General features: G+C 54.3%; 14 protein-coding genes. 3 read left to right on the forward strand and 11 right to left on the reverse strand.

The annotated features are described in order from the left end of the window. Positions 1-10: 10 nt before the first annotated feature. The 4 genes from ACYVHC_RS08060 to pdhA all read right to left on the reverse strand — a co-directional run bounded on the left by ACYVHC_RS08060 (position 11) and on the right by pdhA (position 3185). The gene (locus ACYVHC_RS08060) at positions 11-394 is read right to left on the reverse strand and encodes a TraR/DksA family transcriptional regulator (RefSeq protein WP_460613179.1); all 384 of its coding nucleotides are present in this window, start codon (positions 392-394) and stop codon (positions 11-13) included. A 367-nt stretch (positions 395-761) separates the two neighbouring features. Beyond that, the gene (gene ribH / locus ACYVHC_RS08065) at positions 762-1238 is read right to left on the reverse strand and encodes a 6,7-dimethyl-8-ribityllumazine synthase (RefSeq protein WP_460613180.1); all 477 of its coding nucleotides are present in this window, start codon (positions 1236-1238) and stop codon (positions 762-764) included. A gap of 154 nt (positions 1239-1392) precedes the next feature. Continuing rightward, positions 1393-2172 carry a tetratricopeptide repeat protein gene (locus ACYVHC_RS08070; RefSeq protein ID WP_460613181.1) on the reverse strand — a complete coding sequence of 260 codons (780 nt, stop codon included), beginning with the start codon at positions 2170-2172 and terminating at the stop codon, positions 1393-1395. Between the two features lie 50 nt (positions 2173-2222). Next, positions 2223-3185, reverse strand: a complete 963-nt coding sequence (gene pdhA, locus ACYVHC_RS08075) for a pyruvate dehydrogenase (acetyl-transferring) E1 component subunit alpha (RefSeq protein ID WP_460614301.1) — start codon at positions 3183-3185, stop codon at positions 2223-2225. Positions 3186-3466: 281 nt separating this feature from the next. On the opposite strand from pdhA, the gene recF reads away from it, so the two are divergent. Beyond that, the gene (recF, locus tag ACYVHC_RS08080; protein WP_460613182.1) at positions 3467-4579 is read left to right on the forward strand and encodes a DNA replication/repair protein RecF; all 1113 of its coding nucleotides are present in this window, start codon (positions 3467-3469) and stop codon (positions 4577-4579) included. Positions 4580-4645: 66 nt separating this feature from the next. Beyond that, positions 4646-4969 (forward strand): DciA family protein, encoded by a 324-nt coding sequence (locus tag ACYVHC_RS08085; RefSeq protein WP_460613183.1) that lies wholly within the window; start codon positions 4646-4648, stop codon positions 4967-4969. Positions 4970-5356: 387 nt separating this feature from the next. On the opposite strand, the gene ACYVHC_RS08090 is transcribed toward ACYVHC_RS08085, so the two are convergent. The 3 genes from ACYVHC_RS08090 to ACYVHC_RS08100 form a co-directional block, all read right to left on the reverse strand. After that, complete coding sequence (locus tag ACYVHC_RS08090) at positions 5357-5854, reverse strand: acyl-CoA thioesterase (RefSeq protein WP_460613184.1); 498 nt, start codon at positions 5852-5854, stop codon at positions 5357-5359. Between the two features lie 309 nt (positions 5855-6163). Continuing rightward, on the reverse strand, positions 6164-6562 hold the full coding sequence (locus ACYVHC_RS08095; protein WP_460613185.1) for a helix-turn-helix domain-containing protein: 399 nt from the start codon (positions 6560-6562) through the stop codon (positions 6164-6166). A 348-nt stretch (positions 6563-6910) separates the two neighbouring features. Further along, a complete protein-coding gene (locus ACYVHC_RS08100) occupies positions 6911-7750 on the reverse strand; it encodes a glycerophosphodiester phosphodiesterase family protein (RefSeq protein WP_460613186.1) in 840 nt (279 codons plus the stop codon). Positions 7751-7882: 132 nt separating this feature from the next. On the opposite strand from ACYVHC_RS08100, the gene ACYVHC_RS08105 reads away from it, so the two are divergent. Then, the gene (locus ACYVHC_RS08105) at positions 7883-8503 is read left to right on the forward strand and encodes a DUF2939 domain-containing protein (protein WP_460613187.1); all 621 of its coding nucleotides are present in this window, start codon (positions 7883-7885) and stop codon (positions 8501-8503) included. An 82-nt stretch (positions 8504-8585) separates the two neighbouring features. On the opposite strand, the gene ACYVHC_RS08110 is transcribed toward ACYVHC_RS08105, so the two are convergent. From ACYVHC_RS08110 to rnr, 4 genes are all read right to left on the reverse strand, one after another. Next, on the reverse strand, positions 8586-8864 hold the full coding sequence (locus tag ACYVHC_RS08110; RefSeq protein ID WP_460613188.1) for a PLD nuclease N-terminal domain-containing protein: 279 nt from the start codon (positions 8862-8864) through the stop codon (positions 8586-8588). Positions 8865-8976: 112 nt separating this feature from the next. After that, positions 8977-9609, reverse strand: coding sequence for a rhomboid family intramembrane serine protease (locus ACYVHC_RS08115; protein ID WP_460613189.1), 633 nt, complete (start codon positions 9607-9609; stop codon positions 8977-8979). A 99-nt stretch (positions 9610-9708) separates the two neighbouring features. Continuing rightward, entirely contained in the window at positions 9709-10680 is a 972-nt protein-coding gene (locus tag ACYVHC_RS08120; RefSeq protein WP_460613190.1) for a polyprenyl synthetase family protein, read from the reverse strand. A 197-nt stretch (positions 10681-10877) separates the two neighbouring features. After that, the gene (rnr, locus tag ACYVHC_RS08125; protein WP_460613191.1) at positions 10878-13379 is read right to left on the reverse strand and encodes a ribonuclease R family protein; all 2502 of its coding nucleotides are present in this window, start codon (positions 13377-13379) and stop codon (positions 10878-10880) included. Positions 13380-13704 lie beyond the last annotated feature (325 nt).

Raw genomic sequence — 13704 nt, forward strand, 5'->3', positions numbered from 1 at the left:
CAGCGCGGTTTTAGTCGCGGCGAGCCATTTTGGCTTCAATGGAGTGCTGGGTGTGCGGTACTGCACGCAGGCGTTCCTTCGGAATCAACTTGCCTGTACCAATGCACACGCCGTAGGTACCATTCTTGATACGAATCAGGGCATTCTCGAGCTGCTGGATAAACTTCATTTGGCGCGAGGCCAACTGGTTTAGGCTTTCCTTTTCAGCCGTATCGGCACCGTCTTCCAACACCTTCGAAGAAGAAGCCGTGTTATCAGTACCCGTATCGTTTTTACGGCTTAGCGTCTCTTTAATGAATGCCACTTCCTTGCGGGCCGCGGTGAGCTTGTCTTGAATGATTTGCTCAAACTCCGCGAGTTCTTCCCTGGAATAGCGTAGGGATTCTTCACTCATGTTGGTGCAGGGAAAGGTTAATATGAATTATTGATTGGCTAGAATGCCTGCTCTCGAAAAGTCCAAACATTACAGTTAAAACCCAACAGCCTGTCGCGCAAATAAGTTTATCTCATTGAGCGGGCTGCCTTTGTGGATGCTTCCAGTTATGCTTAGCTACTCTTTTCCTTCAGGCTATTTCGGGCGCAAAGCTACAGTTTTGTCTGATATTCAATACCAGGTGAAGTTAGAAGTCGCTTTATGCTCAGCAGATTGCTTGTTTAACCACCTTGGCTTACAGCTGGCGGGTACTATCACTGGCTGTTTGCGGAGGGTTTAGCTTCCCAACCTGCCTAGTACTGGCACCTCACGTCTGATAGTAGTGGTGCTAGAACCCGAGCATATGGATGGCTGCTACCGCGCCCTCTACCCCTTTGTTGCCATGCTTGCCGCCGGCCCGGTCCCAGGCCTGTTCCAGCGTATTGGTCGTTACCAGCCCGAAAATAACGGGCTTGTTGTACTTCAGCCCCACGTTAGTGACGCCGCTAGCTACGGCATGGCAGATGTAGTCATCGTGCTTGGTTTCGCCCTTGATGACAACCCCTAGGCAAATGACCGCATCAATTTCTTCGTGCTGGGCCAGCAACTGGGCACCCAAGGTTAGCTCGAAGCTGCCGGGCACGGTGTTGCGGAAGATATTCTCGGGCTTGGCGCCGTGCTTTATCAGGGTTTCGTAAGCGCCTTGGGCCAGCGTGTCGGTTATTTCTCTGTTCCACTCGGCTACTACCAAGCCAAAACGCTTGTCAGTTATATCGATGAAGTTATCAGAGGTGTAGTCACTCAGGTTTTTGAGGGAAGTGGCCATGAACAGGAAATTCGCTGGTGAACGCGCTGGGTGCGCCTAATACTGCGAGCAAAGATACGGGCTTACGCCACTCCGCTCCTGCCTGAAGTAAACAAGAAGAGGCAGCCTAGGGCTGCCTCTTCTTGTTTGTGCTACTAGCTGAAACACTTGATGGCTATTTGCCAGTTAGTGCTTCGGCGCGGGCTTTATATTGTTTGGCTTCGTTAGCCTCTGCGGACACCGGATACTCTGTGAGAATCTTGTCGTAAGCAGCAACGGCTTCGGTATACTCCTTGGCTAGTTCGCGGGCTGTAGCTTCCTTAAGCAGGTAACCGGGCGAGAAGTACTCGTTGGCTTTGTAGTTGGCAGCCTTGCTGTAGAAGTCAGCTGCTTCCTTTGGCTGGTTCAGCTCCAGGTGTGCGTCGCCGAGCAGCGAGTATGCCCGGGCCTGTACTAGGTAATCGTCGGAGGTGAAGTCCTCGAGGTAATCAATAGCCTGCTTGAACTGCCCTTGCTTTAACGCGGCCGCGCCGGCATAAAAGTTGGCTAGGTTGCCGGCATGGGTACCACTGTACTCCGAAGCTACGCGCTCCAGACCAGGGTTCCGGCCGTCGCCTTTCATGGCCTTCTGCAGCGAGTCGGCTTCCCAATAGTTCACGGCCTGTACCAAGGCAGCCTGGCCTTTGGTGTCCTGCGAGTCGCGCCACAGGTAGTAGCCGAAGCCACCTACCACTGCCAGCACTACCACTGCCAGCAAGCTGAGCAGAGCAGTTTTGTTACGACGCACAAAGTCTTCCGACTCCACCAGGCGCGTGGCCAGGGCATCGGGGTCTTCCAGCAGCGGATGCTCGGGGTTGTAGGCTTCGGCCGGTTGTAGCGGATCCGAGGATACTACGCGCTGCTGTTGCTGCTGGCGGGCCTGAGGACTTTTGCCCGTGAAAGGAATCTTCGACATGGAATTACTCTGGTAGAGGCCCGTATTTGGCCGGGTATGCTTCCGCTAGGTTAGTCGCGGATGTAGGGGTAGTCCTGCTGAACGTACACGTCCTTGTACAACTCATCGGCTGTTGGGAAGGGCGAGTTCTCAGCAAACTCAACTGACTCCTGTACCTGCGCCTTAATCTTCTCATCAATTGCTGCCAGCTCCTCTTCCGTTGCCATGTTGTGGGTCAGGATGGTGTGCCGAACAGATTCGATGGAGTCGCGGGAACGGTAATCTTCCAGCTCCTCTTTGGTGCGGTACTTGGCGGGGTCACTCATGGAGTGGCCTTTGTAGCGATACGTCTTAAACTCCAGGAACGTGGGGCCTTCACCGGCACGGGCACGCTCGGCGGCACGGGCCACGGCGTTGTGCACATCTTCTACGTTCATGGCGTTCACTGGCTCCGATGGCATGTCGTAGCTTTCACCCATAGTGTATAGCTCCGTTACGTTGGAGCTGCGCTGTACCGAAGTACCCATGGCGTAGCCGTTGTTCTCTACCACGAAAATTACGGGCAGCTTCCAGAGCATGGCCATGTTGAAGGCTTCGTGTAGTGCGCCTTGGCGTACGGCACCGTCGCCCATGTAGCAGATGCACAGGTTACCGGTTTTGTTGTACTTCTCAGCAAAGCCAATACCAGCACCCATGGGTACCTGCGCACCTACGATGCCGTGGCCACCAATGAAGTTCACTTCTTTATCGAAGATGTGCATGGAGCCCCCTTTGCCTTTCGAGCAACCGGTGGCTTTGGCATACAGCTCAGCCATGATGGCGTTCGGGGAGGTACCGAGTGCCAAGGGGTGGGCGTGGTCGCGGTAAGCGGTAATCCACTTATCGTCTTTGGTCAGAGCCGATACAGCTCCGGCTACGCACGCTTCCTGACCAATATAGAGGTGGCAGAATCCTTTGATTTTCTGCTGGCCATAAAGCTGGCCGGCTTTCTCTTCAAATTTACGCATGAGCTGCATTTGCTCATACCACTGCATATAGGTCTCCTTCGGAAATTCCGGGTTGGCCGGAGTAGTTGCTTTAGGAGCGCCGGTAGCTTCCTTGGCCTCGCCATTGGCGGGGGGTAATACCGGATCAGGCTGTTTTACCGTATCGGTAGCAGCCTTGCCCTTAGAGGCAGCTTTCGGTGCCGACGATTTTTTCGTCGAATTGGAAGCCTTCGGGGCAGCCTTTACTTTCGTCTCCGCCATCTTGCTTTCGGTTGTTCGCGTTTGGGATGCGAAAGTACGTAAAAGGATTGCAATTCCGAACCCAAAGCATGATACTAGAAACCCTTCACCTGCTCTTCTTTAAAAACTACGAAGAAGCCAATCTGGGACTCTCGCCGCATATCAATTGCTTTATCGGGGATAATGGCAGCGGCAAAACCAACTTGCTGGATGCCATCCATTACCTCTCGCTCACGAAAAGCGCTTTCACGTCTTCCGATACTCAGACAATAAAGCAGGGAGAAGAATTCTTTGTGGTGCGAGGTAAATTCAGGACGACGCCTGCTGAGAAGGCTGAAGCCATCCAGTGCAGCCTGCGCCTAGGCCAGAAGAAAGTAGTAACCCACAACAAGCAACCCTACGACCGAGTCTCGGACCACATCGGGCGATATCCGGTGGTGCTCATTTCTCCTTACGACACGGACCTGATCCGGCAGGGCAGTGAAGAGCGCCGCAAGTATTTCGATAGCCTGATCTCTCAGCTCGACCATGAGTACCTAGAGAACCTTATCCGGTACTCGCATCTATTAAAGCAACGCAACTCCGTTCTGAAGCTAGCCGCCGACCGCCAAGCAGGGTACGACCGTGACTACCTCCTCGTGTTAGATGAGCAGTTGGCTCCGGTTGGTGAGCAACTCGTAGCTAGGCGGCTGGCTTTCCTGGCTGAGTTTGAGCCCGTGTTCCAGCGCCACTATGAGCAGTTAGCTGATGCCCGCGAGCAAGTGACGCTTACCTATAAGAGCGACTTGCCGGGCGCCGACTTCCTTAAGCTGCTGCGCTTACAGGAGCGCAAAGACATCACGTTGCAGCGCACTACTATGGGGCCGCACAAAGATGATGTCACGTTTCTGATGGATGGTTTAGCCGTGAAAGGCTATGGCTCCCAGGGTCAACAGAAGTCGTTTGCTATTGCTCTTAAGCTGGCCCAGTTTGAAGTACTAGCCCACCACAAGCAGCACAAGCCCCTGCTCCTACTCGACGATATTTTCGACCGCCTCGATGAGAAACGCATTACGCGCCTGATGCAGCTGGTAGCCAACCACACCTTCGGCCAGATTTTCCTGACGGATACGCATCTGGAGCGAACTGACCGGGTATTGGCTTCCTTGTCAGAAGATATCCGCCGGTTTCGGGTTGATTCTGGGGTAGTAACGCCGCTTTAGCTGTTGAGGTAGGTACCTTTGTAACTACTTACCAATAGCGAGTTTCTTCGCGCGTTAATTACGGCAATGGCAATAAAAAAACCTTATTCTTCCGAAAATTCGCGTAAGTCTGATATTGTACCGCTTAAGGATGGAATTACTGCTTTGCTCCGCACCTATCGGCTGCAGGGTAAGCTAAACGAGGTGACGGTAGTGGCCAGCTGGGAGCGGGTAATGGGCAAAGCCGTAGCCATGAAAACCCAGCAGATTTACGTGAGCAATAGCAAGCTGTTTGTGCGCTTGTCCTCGGCGCCCCTAAAGCATGAGCTTGTGATGGCGAAGACGCGGGTGTTGGAAATCCTTAATGCCGAGGTAGGAGAAGACATTATTCAGGAGGTAGTATTCCTGTAGGCTCACTTGCCTTTTGCGGCTTTAACACTTGTCGGCCCATAGGCATCTAGCGCGTGTTGCTCCTCCTTGCTGTTGCGAAAGCAGTTGAACACCGTTTATCTCTGGGAGCCCATCTGTTGCTTCATCCTATCAGTATCCAGGTTCAGCTAAACGATTACTTGGTGCTCTAGCATGAACCTCACTTTAGGTCATGCCATAGGCACTACCTCGGAGGACCTAATCCTTGGGCATTGGATTGACTTCATTGCTCACTTTATTCAATAGGCCTCCTTGCTTGTTGTGGAAGTACTGGGTTTGCTCTGCTCTTTATAGGCAGGCCTCTTCTGGCTATTATTACTACCTCTACTCAAGCGGAGGCTGGAGTGCCGCTTCTTCCTCTTCTTGCCCTTAGTACCCCAGCTGGCAACGCTCGTCTTGTAGCAGATGCAGCTGTTGCTCTGTGGCCAGCTCCGTCCGGATAGTATCGAACTCCAAGCGGTACTGCTCCTTGAACTCCCGGCGCTTGATAGCTTCCACAAAGCGGCGCGTATCATCTGGAGTTTCCAAGAGCAAGCCGGGCACTCGCGTCGGCTTGCCGTCATCATCCTTGGCCACCATAGTGAAGTAGCAGGTGTTGGTATGCTTCACTATTCCGGAGCGTACATCCTCCGCAATTACTTTGATACCTACGAGCAGCGAGGTGCGGCCCACGTAATTCACGGAGGCCAGTAATGATACCAGTTCCCCTACCTCCACTGGCTGCAGAAAATTAACTCCATCTACGCTTACCGTCACGCAGTAATTACCGGCGTGTTTGGAGGCCGCAGCATAAGCCACCTTGTCCATCAGAGAAAGCAAAATTCCACCGTGGATCTTACCACCAAAGTTGGCGTACGACGGTATCATGAGCTCGGTAAGAGTAACCCGAGAGTACGACACTGCTCGGAAATCTGGGAGGCTAGTATTGGTCACGATAAGGGTAGTTGTGTTGAGTGCGAGAGCTAGGGTGGTCTGTCTTCTACCCTACCCTCCCGTGGCCAGTTTGGTCATTGTGCCTGGGCCGATAGATCGGTGTTCAAACTACCTCTCCCTCTTTCCACAAGCCCGACTGTTCACTTTTGATTTAGGTGTTCAGTAGTGGGATACAAGGAGCAGCTTAAAGGCTCAGGTGGCTACTTACTAGCGAACAAAAATGTTTCACGTGGAACACTTTTGTCACTTAGGGCCATACACTTTTAATAAAAGCTCATTATAAGCCTCTAGAAGGGCAATATACTTCTGTTGAAGAGCCATAAGCTGCTTTAACAAGTCAGGTTCTGTTACAGCAGACACTGTGTTACGTGGCGTTACAACACGATCTGGCATTACAGATACAACGTTTGTAACACTGTTGCTTGTAAATGGCAAAGTTGCCTGCTGTAACACAGTAAAATCTTGAGAAAAATCGTGTGATATAATTTCACCAACTCGTTTTACAAAACCGTAATCAAGTGTCTCCTCTTTGAATTTACGGTAGATGGTAGGACGTGTAATACCCAGCTCGTCCACGATACGCGTAATAGATATTCCGCTGTTTTTAATGGCTTCCTGCAGTATTTCGCCCTGATGAGACATATAGCAATGAGTAACATGAGATGGGTCTGTAAATATAAGAATGTGTCACATGTAAGCAATACAGGTGGTGTAACTGACACAAAACATACTAGCCGTTACACTCAGTTCAGTGTAACTATAATACACTTTACACAAGATACACATAATTACATAATACACATTGTATCACGAAACTTGTAACACAAAACATTGTAACAGCTGTACGCTGTAACAGACAGAGGTATCTATGCTACTATGGATATCTAAAAGACTAGGCAAAGCAGAGTAGCAAACCGCAGCTCTGTACAGACATGATGATACAAGCCACAACAGCAGTTGCAGCTTGTATTATGGCAAGTGGCAGGTGATCTAAACAGACCGAAGCGCCAGCAGCCGATCGGGGAAATCAGTGGTAATACCTGTGGGGTTGTAGGACAGAATATGGAGCAGATCGGCAGGTTCATTTACCGTCCAGGGAACTAGGCCCACGTCTAGGCGCTGCAACTCGCCCACCAGCTCAGGGGTGAGCAACCGGAAGTTTGGGCCGTAGATGGAGGGGTGAAATCCAAGCTCAGAAAGGTGAGCAGACAGAGGCCGCTGGTCTTCTACCAGAAGGCAAACGGGAAGCTGCGGCACGACCTGCTTTGCTACTTGGAGTACCCGCTTATCAAAGCACAACAAGGTAGTGCGAGGCAAGGCGCCTATAGCCTGCAGCTCGCCTAGCACTAACTCCAGGAAACGAGCAGGAGCAGGATGGAAAACCCCGTCAGTGGAAGGTTCGCTTTTGAGCTCTATACTGTAGCGAACAGGAGCCCGACCAAGCGTGTGGGCTAAGGTGTCAGCAGCCAGAATGACCTCCCGGAGCAAGGGCTTGTAGGCCGGCTCAGAAACTTGCTCGGGGTAGAGCGGATGACGTGTGAGGCCGCAATCAAACTGGCGGGTTTCAGCGTAGGGCAAGGCGTAGAGGTTGTAGTAGCGTTGCTGCTCCGTTGCAATGGGCAACCCTGATGGCAACCGGCAAATAGTAGCCGACATCCAGGGCTCATGCGATACGACGACCTGATTATCGGCGGAAATCACCACGTCCATTTCCAGTACATCAACCCCTAACCGCACTGCATGCAGGAAAGCTGGCAGGGTGTTTTCGGGCCGGAGCCCGCGGCAGCCACGGTGGCCATGTACTTCCGGAAAGCGAGAGGATGTTATCATACAAAGCGGGAAACCAACGTACAGAGACAAGCGACGGCGCGTGGCATGATGACACGAGCATCATCTTTGCTTTCCACAGATCACCATCCGTTTTACCCGTGTACGGCATTAGCCTACTTACTTCTGCATACCATGAAAAAAACCATCTTGGCGCTACTCTTACTTGGGCTGGCGCTAGCCGGCTACCTCTACTACCGTAAGCTGAGCACCGGACCCGAGTACTCACTTCTGCAAGCGGCCAAAGCAGTTAAAGATCACGACGCGGCCACTTTTGAACGCTACGTAGATGTGAGCAGTGTAACCCGGAACCTAGTAGACCAAGTGACCGAACAGGAAGCGGTACTAGGGTCACTGGACCTAGGAGGCTTAGCCCTGAAAGGAACCCTAGCCCTGCTGAAGCCGCAAATAGCGCAGGCTGCCCGGGCAGAAGTACGGCGCTACGTTGAAACCGGCTCAGCAGAAGCAGCCGTGGCAGCAGCTCCGAACAACCTACTGGGTGTTTCAGTACTGGGGCTGGCCGGCAAGGTAGTAAGCTCCGATAGCAAGTTTAAGGGGCTGAAGTATACCCGCGAGGAAGGCGAACAAGCGTTCATCGGGTTGGAGTTTACACAGCCTCGCTACGACACTACCCTGGTACTGGAAGTGAAGATGCGCAACCAAGGCGACCACTGGCAGGCAACAGAAATCACCAATACGGCTGAGATTCTAAAACACGTAACCCGGCTAGAGAAGCGGCGACTGACAGGCCGCTAGAATTTACTAGGCCAGCTTATAACACAAAGCCCCGCTACTCATCGTGAGCAGCGGGGCTTTGTGTTATTAACAAGTGGCTTGCTTATCTCCGTCCGGAAAACAGGAAGTAGATGATGGAACCACCGAAGGGGAAGAACCAAATGATCAGACCCCAGATAATCTTTTTGCCGATTGACCAGTCTTGCTTAATCAGGCTTAGAAAAGCAGCTATTGCTACGATCAAGTAGATAACACCAAATATGGATAGTGAGCCGTTAGCGCGACGACCACTACCACAAGCTGTCAAGAAAGGCATGGCCAGCAAGGAGAGCATGATGGCCATAGATGGAATCCGATTCGAAAGGGCAAGGAGCTTATTCATGGTGCAGGGAGTGTGTAGAATGGTGGAGAGTAATGCCAATCTGTACGCACATCGCCTGAAATGGATATTTACTCAACCCTTGTATAGCCGCAAGTGACTGTTAATCAATAACTTAATTAATATATTGCTGGATTTGGTCCCAGAAAAGAGGCGCTGCTCTTGGCACTAGCAGCAACGTGACGACAACTCCATACAATGCACCGTAGAAGTGGGCATCGTGGTTGATATTATCGCCCCGGCGCCGGCCCATATAGTAAGAATAGGCAAGGTACAGGAACCCGAAGATGAAGCCCGGGATATCGACCGGAATAGGGAAAATGCGAATACCACCAATCGGGTTGAACACGATGGCCGCGAAGATGACCGACGCTACCCCTCCCGAAGCGCCTAAGCTTCGGTAGCTCGGGTCGTCGCGGTGGCGCATGTACGTAGGGATATCAGATACCACAATGCCCCCGATATAGAGCAGTAGGAAGTACAGGATGCCCGTGCTATCACCAAACTCACCCCGAAAAATGGATTCCACTACTTGGCTAAAGGAGTAGAAGGCAAACATGTTGAACAGCAGGTGGCCCCAGTCGGCGTGCAAAAAACCGGACGTGACGAAGCGGTACCAGTCGTTGTTGCGCTTTACGCGGTAGGGCTCCAGAATCCAGCTGTCCATTAGTTGCGGATTCGACCAGGCGTACATGGAAATGGCGCAGGTCAGGCCGACCAGCAACAGGGTTGGGCTTAAAGAAAACATCAAGGGAGAGGGTAAAAGAGAAAACGAAACTGACCGGGTGATACGCCCGGTCAGCACTAGTATACCAATTGCCTGATAACCAAGGCCAGCTCAGCCGGGCTACTGCTGCCGATCGAGGAGTTGCAGAGCCAGTTCACGAAGGGGCGTTTTACGCATTTCGGGGGCCTCTACACGATCCAGATGCTGCAGAGCATCCAGGAAGTAGTCATTGATGAGAGCCTCCGTCTGAGGGCGAATTTCGAGCTCATCATAGATAGCGCGTACCGCTAGCACCTTGGCATCGGCATCGGGCACGGTTTGGCCGATGTGGCGGACTAGTACGGCGCGCTGCACTTCGCTGGCCTGTGCCTGGGCCGTGAGCAGCAGAAAGGTTTTCTTATCACTCACGATGTCGCCGCCTACGCGCTTGCCGAAGGTGGCCGCGTCGCCGTACACGTCCAGCAGGTCGTCGCGGAGCTGAAAGGCTAGGCCAATACCAACTCCGAACTGGCGCAGATGGTCGGCATCAGCACGCGAGGCGCCACCGAGCAGGGCACCTAGCTCCAAGGCAAAGCCCAGCAGCACGGCCGTCTTCAGCCGAATCATATCTAGGTACTGCGCAATGCTGACCTCGGTTTCCGTCTCGAAGTTCATGTCCCACTGCTGGCCTTCGCACACCTCGGCGGCGGTCTGGGAGAAGCGGCGCAGCACGTGGGCCAGCAGCTCTGGCTTCACATCGAGGAACATCTCATAGGCGCGCACCAGCATCACGTCGCCGCTCAGAATGGCCACGTTAGGGTTCCACTTCTCATGCACGGTGGCCTGGCCGCGGCGCAAGGGCGCTTGGTCCATCAGGTCGTCATGCAGGAGGGTGAAGTTATGGAAGACCTCAGTGGCCAAGGCAGGCTTTACGATGCCGTCTAGCTCATCGGTGAAGAGGTGGGCGCCAAGCAGCGTGAGCAGGGGCCGAATGCGTTTACCGCCCAGCCCCATGATGTAGCGAATGGGCTCGTAGAGGGCCTGGGGCTGCTCGCCGTAAGAAAGGCCAGCGAGGCCGGCCGAGAGTTTATTGCTGAAGAAAGAAAGGTCCACAGAAACGGCTAAAGGTTCAGGTAGGCAAGGTACGGAGGAGCGAGTTGGGAAGGCAGCATACTGCCCGAAGCAGTACTAGCCCCGCTAGAAATACAAAGCCCCTGACGAATGTTCTACCGTCAGGGGCTTTACGTTTCTAGCGGGGCTAGGGAAGGCAACTAGGAAAGACTAGGCCATTACTGGGGTCAAACCTACCGTTACCGGCGGCGCTTCTCGCGGCCACCGCCGGGCTTGCCGCTGGTGCTCCGCTCGGGGCGGTAGCCACGGCGGCTGGTTTGCTGCTCCTGCTCGCGACGCTTCACAAAATCGGGGCGGTCGTCTACCAGCTCGAAGTCAATGGTGCGGTCGAGCAGGTTGGCCGATTTCACGATTACCTGCAGCTCGTCGCCGAACTGAATGAAGCGCTTGGTGCGTTGTCCCACGAGGCGGTAGTTGTCCTTATCGAGCTCGAAGAAGTCGCCCGGAATGTCGGCTACCCGAACCATGCCTTCGCACTTGTTCTCCTCAATCTCGACGTAGAGGCCGCGCTCCGTCAGGCCCGAAACTACCCCCGTAAAGGTGTCGCCGATGCGGTCCTGCAGGAACTCCACCTGCTTGTACTTGATGCTTGCCCGCTCAGCGTTGGCGGCCAGTTTCTCGCGCTCCGAGGAGTGCTTACATTCTTCCTCGATAGGCTCCGCCTCCATGTTCTTGCCACCTTCCAGGTAGTGTTCCAGCAGGCGGTGCGCCATCATGTCGGGGTACCGGCGGATGGGCGAGGTGAAGTGCGAATAATGCTCGAAGGCCAGGCCAAAGTGACCGCGCGGATCGGTGGTGTACGTGGCCTTCGCCATGGTCCGAATGGCCAGGTTCTGGATAACGTTCTGCTCCGGCCGGCCTACCACTTCGCTGCTCAAATCGTTCAGCTCGGTGCTCAGCTTCTTCGGATTCGTGAGGTCGAGCTGGTGGCCAAACTTCAGGGCGAAGAGAGCAAAGTTCTGTAGGCGCTCCTCGTCGGGGGCGTCGTGCACACGGTACACCATCGTGAAGCGGGGCTTCCGATTCTTGAGCTTGAACACGAACTCAGCCACCTTGCGGTTGGCCAGCAGCATGAACTCCTCAATCATCTTGTGGGCGTCCTTGCGCTCCTTCACATACACGCCCTGGGGCTTGCCATTCTCATCGAGCTTGAACTTCACCTCCTGGGTTTCGAAGCTGATGGCACCCTGCTTAAAGCGGGCCGCGCACAGCTTCTTGGCGATGTCGTTCATCAGCACAATCTCTGCTGAGTAGTCGGAGTCCAGTCCTTCAATGCGCTCCTGGGCCTCTTCGTAAGCGAAGCGACGGTCGGAGTGAATGATGGTTTTGCCAAACCACGAGCTGTAGAGCTTACCGTTCTCGTCGAGCTCAAACACGGCCGAGAACGTCAGCTTGTCTTCGTTCGGGCGCAGCGAGCAGAGGCCGTTGGACAGGCGCTCGGGCAGCATCGGAATTACGCGGTCTACGAGGTACACCGAGGTAGCGCGGTAGCGGGCCTCTTTTTCCAGGGCCATGCCGGGCTTCACGTAGTGCGTCACGTCGGCGATGTGCACCCCAATTTCCCAGTGCCCGTTTTCGAGCTTCTGAATGGACAGAGCATCATCAAAGTCCTTGGCGTCGGCCGGGTCAATGGTGAACGTGGTGACGTTGCGGAAGTCGCGGCGGCGCTCAATTTCACTAGCCGGAATCTTCTCCGGAATGCCTTCCGACTCTTCCTCCACCTCAGCGGGGAATTCAAATGGCAGCCCAAACTCGGCCATGATGGCGTTGATTTCGGCTTCGTTTTCGCCGGCCTGACCGAAGCTGCGCACTACCTCGCCTACGGGCAGCTGGCCACCGTCTTGGTCCGGAAACTCCGTCACGCGCACCAGCACCTTCTCGCCGTGGTTGGCGCCGTGCATGTTCTCGAAGGGCACGAACACATCAAAGTACAGCTTGCGGTTGTCGGGCTTCACGAAGCCCATGCCGCCTTGTATCTGGAGGCGACCGACAACCTCCGGACGTACCCGGTTCAGTACTTCCACCACGTCGCCGACAGGGCGACCGTCGCGGGAGCCGCGCAGGCGTAGCCGCACCGTGTCGCCGTGCATGGCAAACTTCAGACGGTCGGTGAATACGCGCACATCCGATTCGCTTTCCTCACTAATGACGAAGGCAAACTTATCAGTAGCCAAGGCCACTGTACCCGTAATGATTTCGCCGCTTGGCTCGCGGTGGCCGCGGCGTGGGGTGGTAGGCTCATCGGCATTCGGGAAGTCGAAGCCTGCCTCGCGGCGGCGGTGCACCACGGGATCTTGGCCGAATTCCGTTTCCATAGGCCGGCCCGCTTTGCGGGGGCTAGCGAATGGTTCCTGGTCGTTGCGGCGCGTTTTGCGGCCGCCAGCGGGCTCGGTAGCCGCGCGGGCAGCACCTGGGTCAGTCAGCCGATATTCGTCGTTCTGAAGCAGGGTAAGCAGGCCGCTTTTCTTGAGGGCCTTGAGGTGATTAAAAATCTCGTCGCGCTGCTCTTTGGTCGTGACACCGAGGCGGCGGGAGAGTTGGCGGTAGGCAAAGACTTTGTCGGGGTTGTCGCGGAAAATGCGAAACACCAGGTCCTTGCTAATAGCAGCAGCGGCTTGCTCGCCGCGAGCCGCCTTCGCGCGTGGGGCGCGGGGGGCGGCGGAGTCGTCTTTTTCTTTCATGTAGAAAACGGGCCGCCAGTTGTTGTCTTTTTCGCAGGCGGCGCAGGTTGAATAAGTGGGAAAGCTAGTACCAATACGAGGCTTTCCCGGGTAAAGTAATCCAGCCCGAAAAAGGGCCTCGAGGAGATGATACGGAATATATCGGCGAATAACTATTTCTAGTCGAAAATCCGAGGTTACGGTTGAGTTACTAGGGCGGCCAGATGCGTAAAGCCTGCCACCAAATGAAAGCAGAAGCGAGCTACTAGGCAGGGCCAAGAGCTTTACCCTACGCTAATGAACGAGCCGGCCACAGCAGAACTGAAGACGGCCTAGATACCGGTTT

The sequence above is a fragment of the Hymenobacter seoulensis genome, assembly GCF_054780535.1.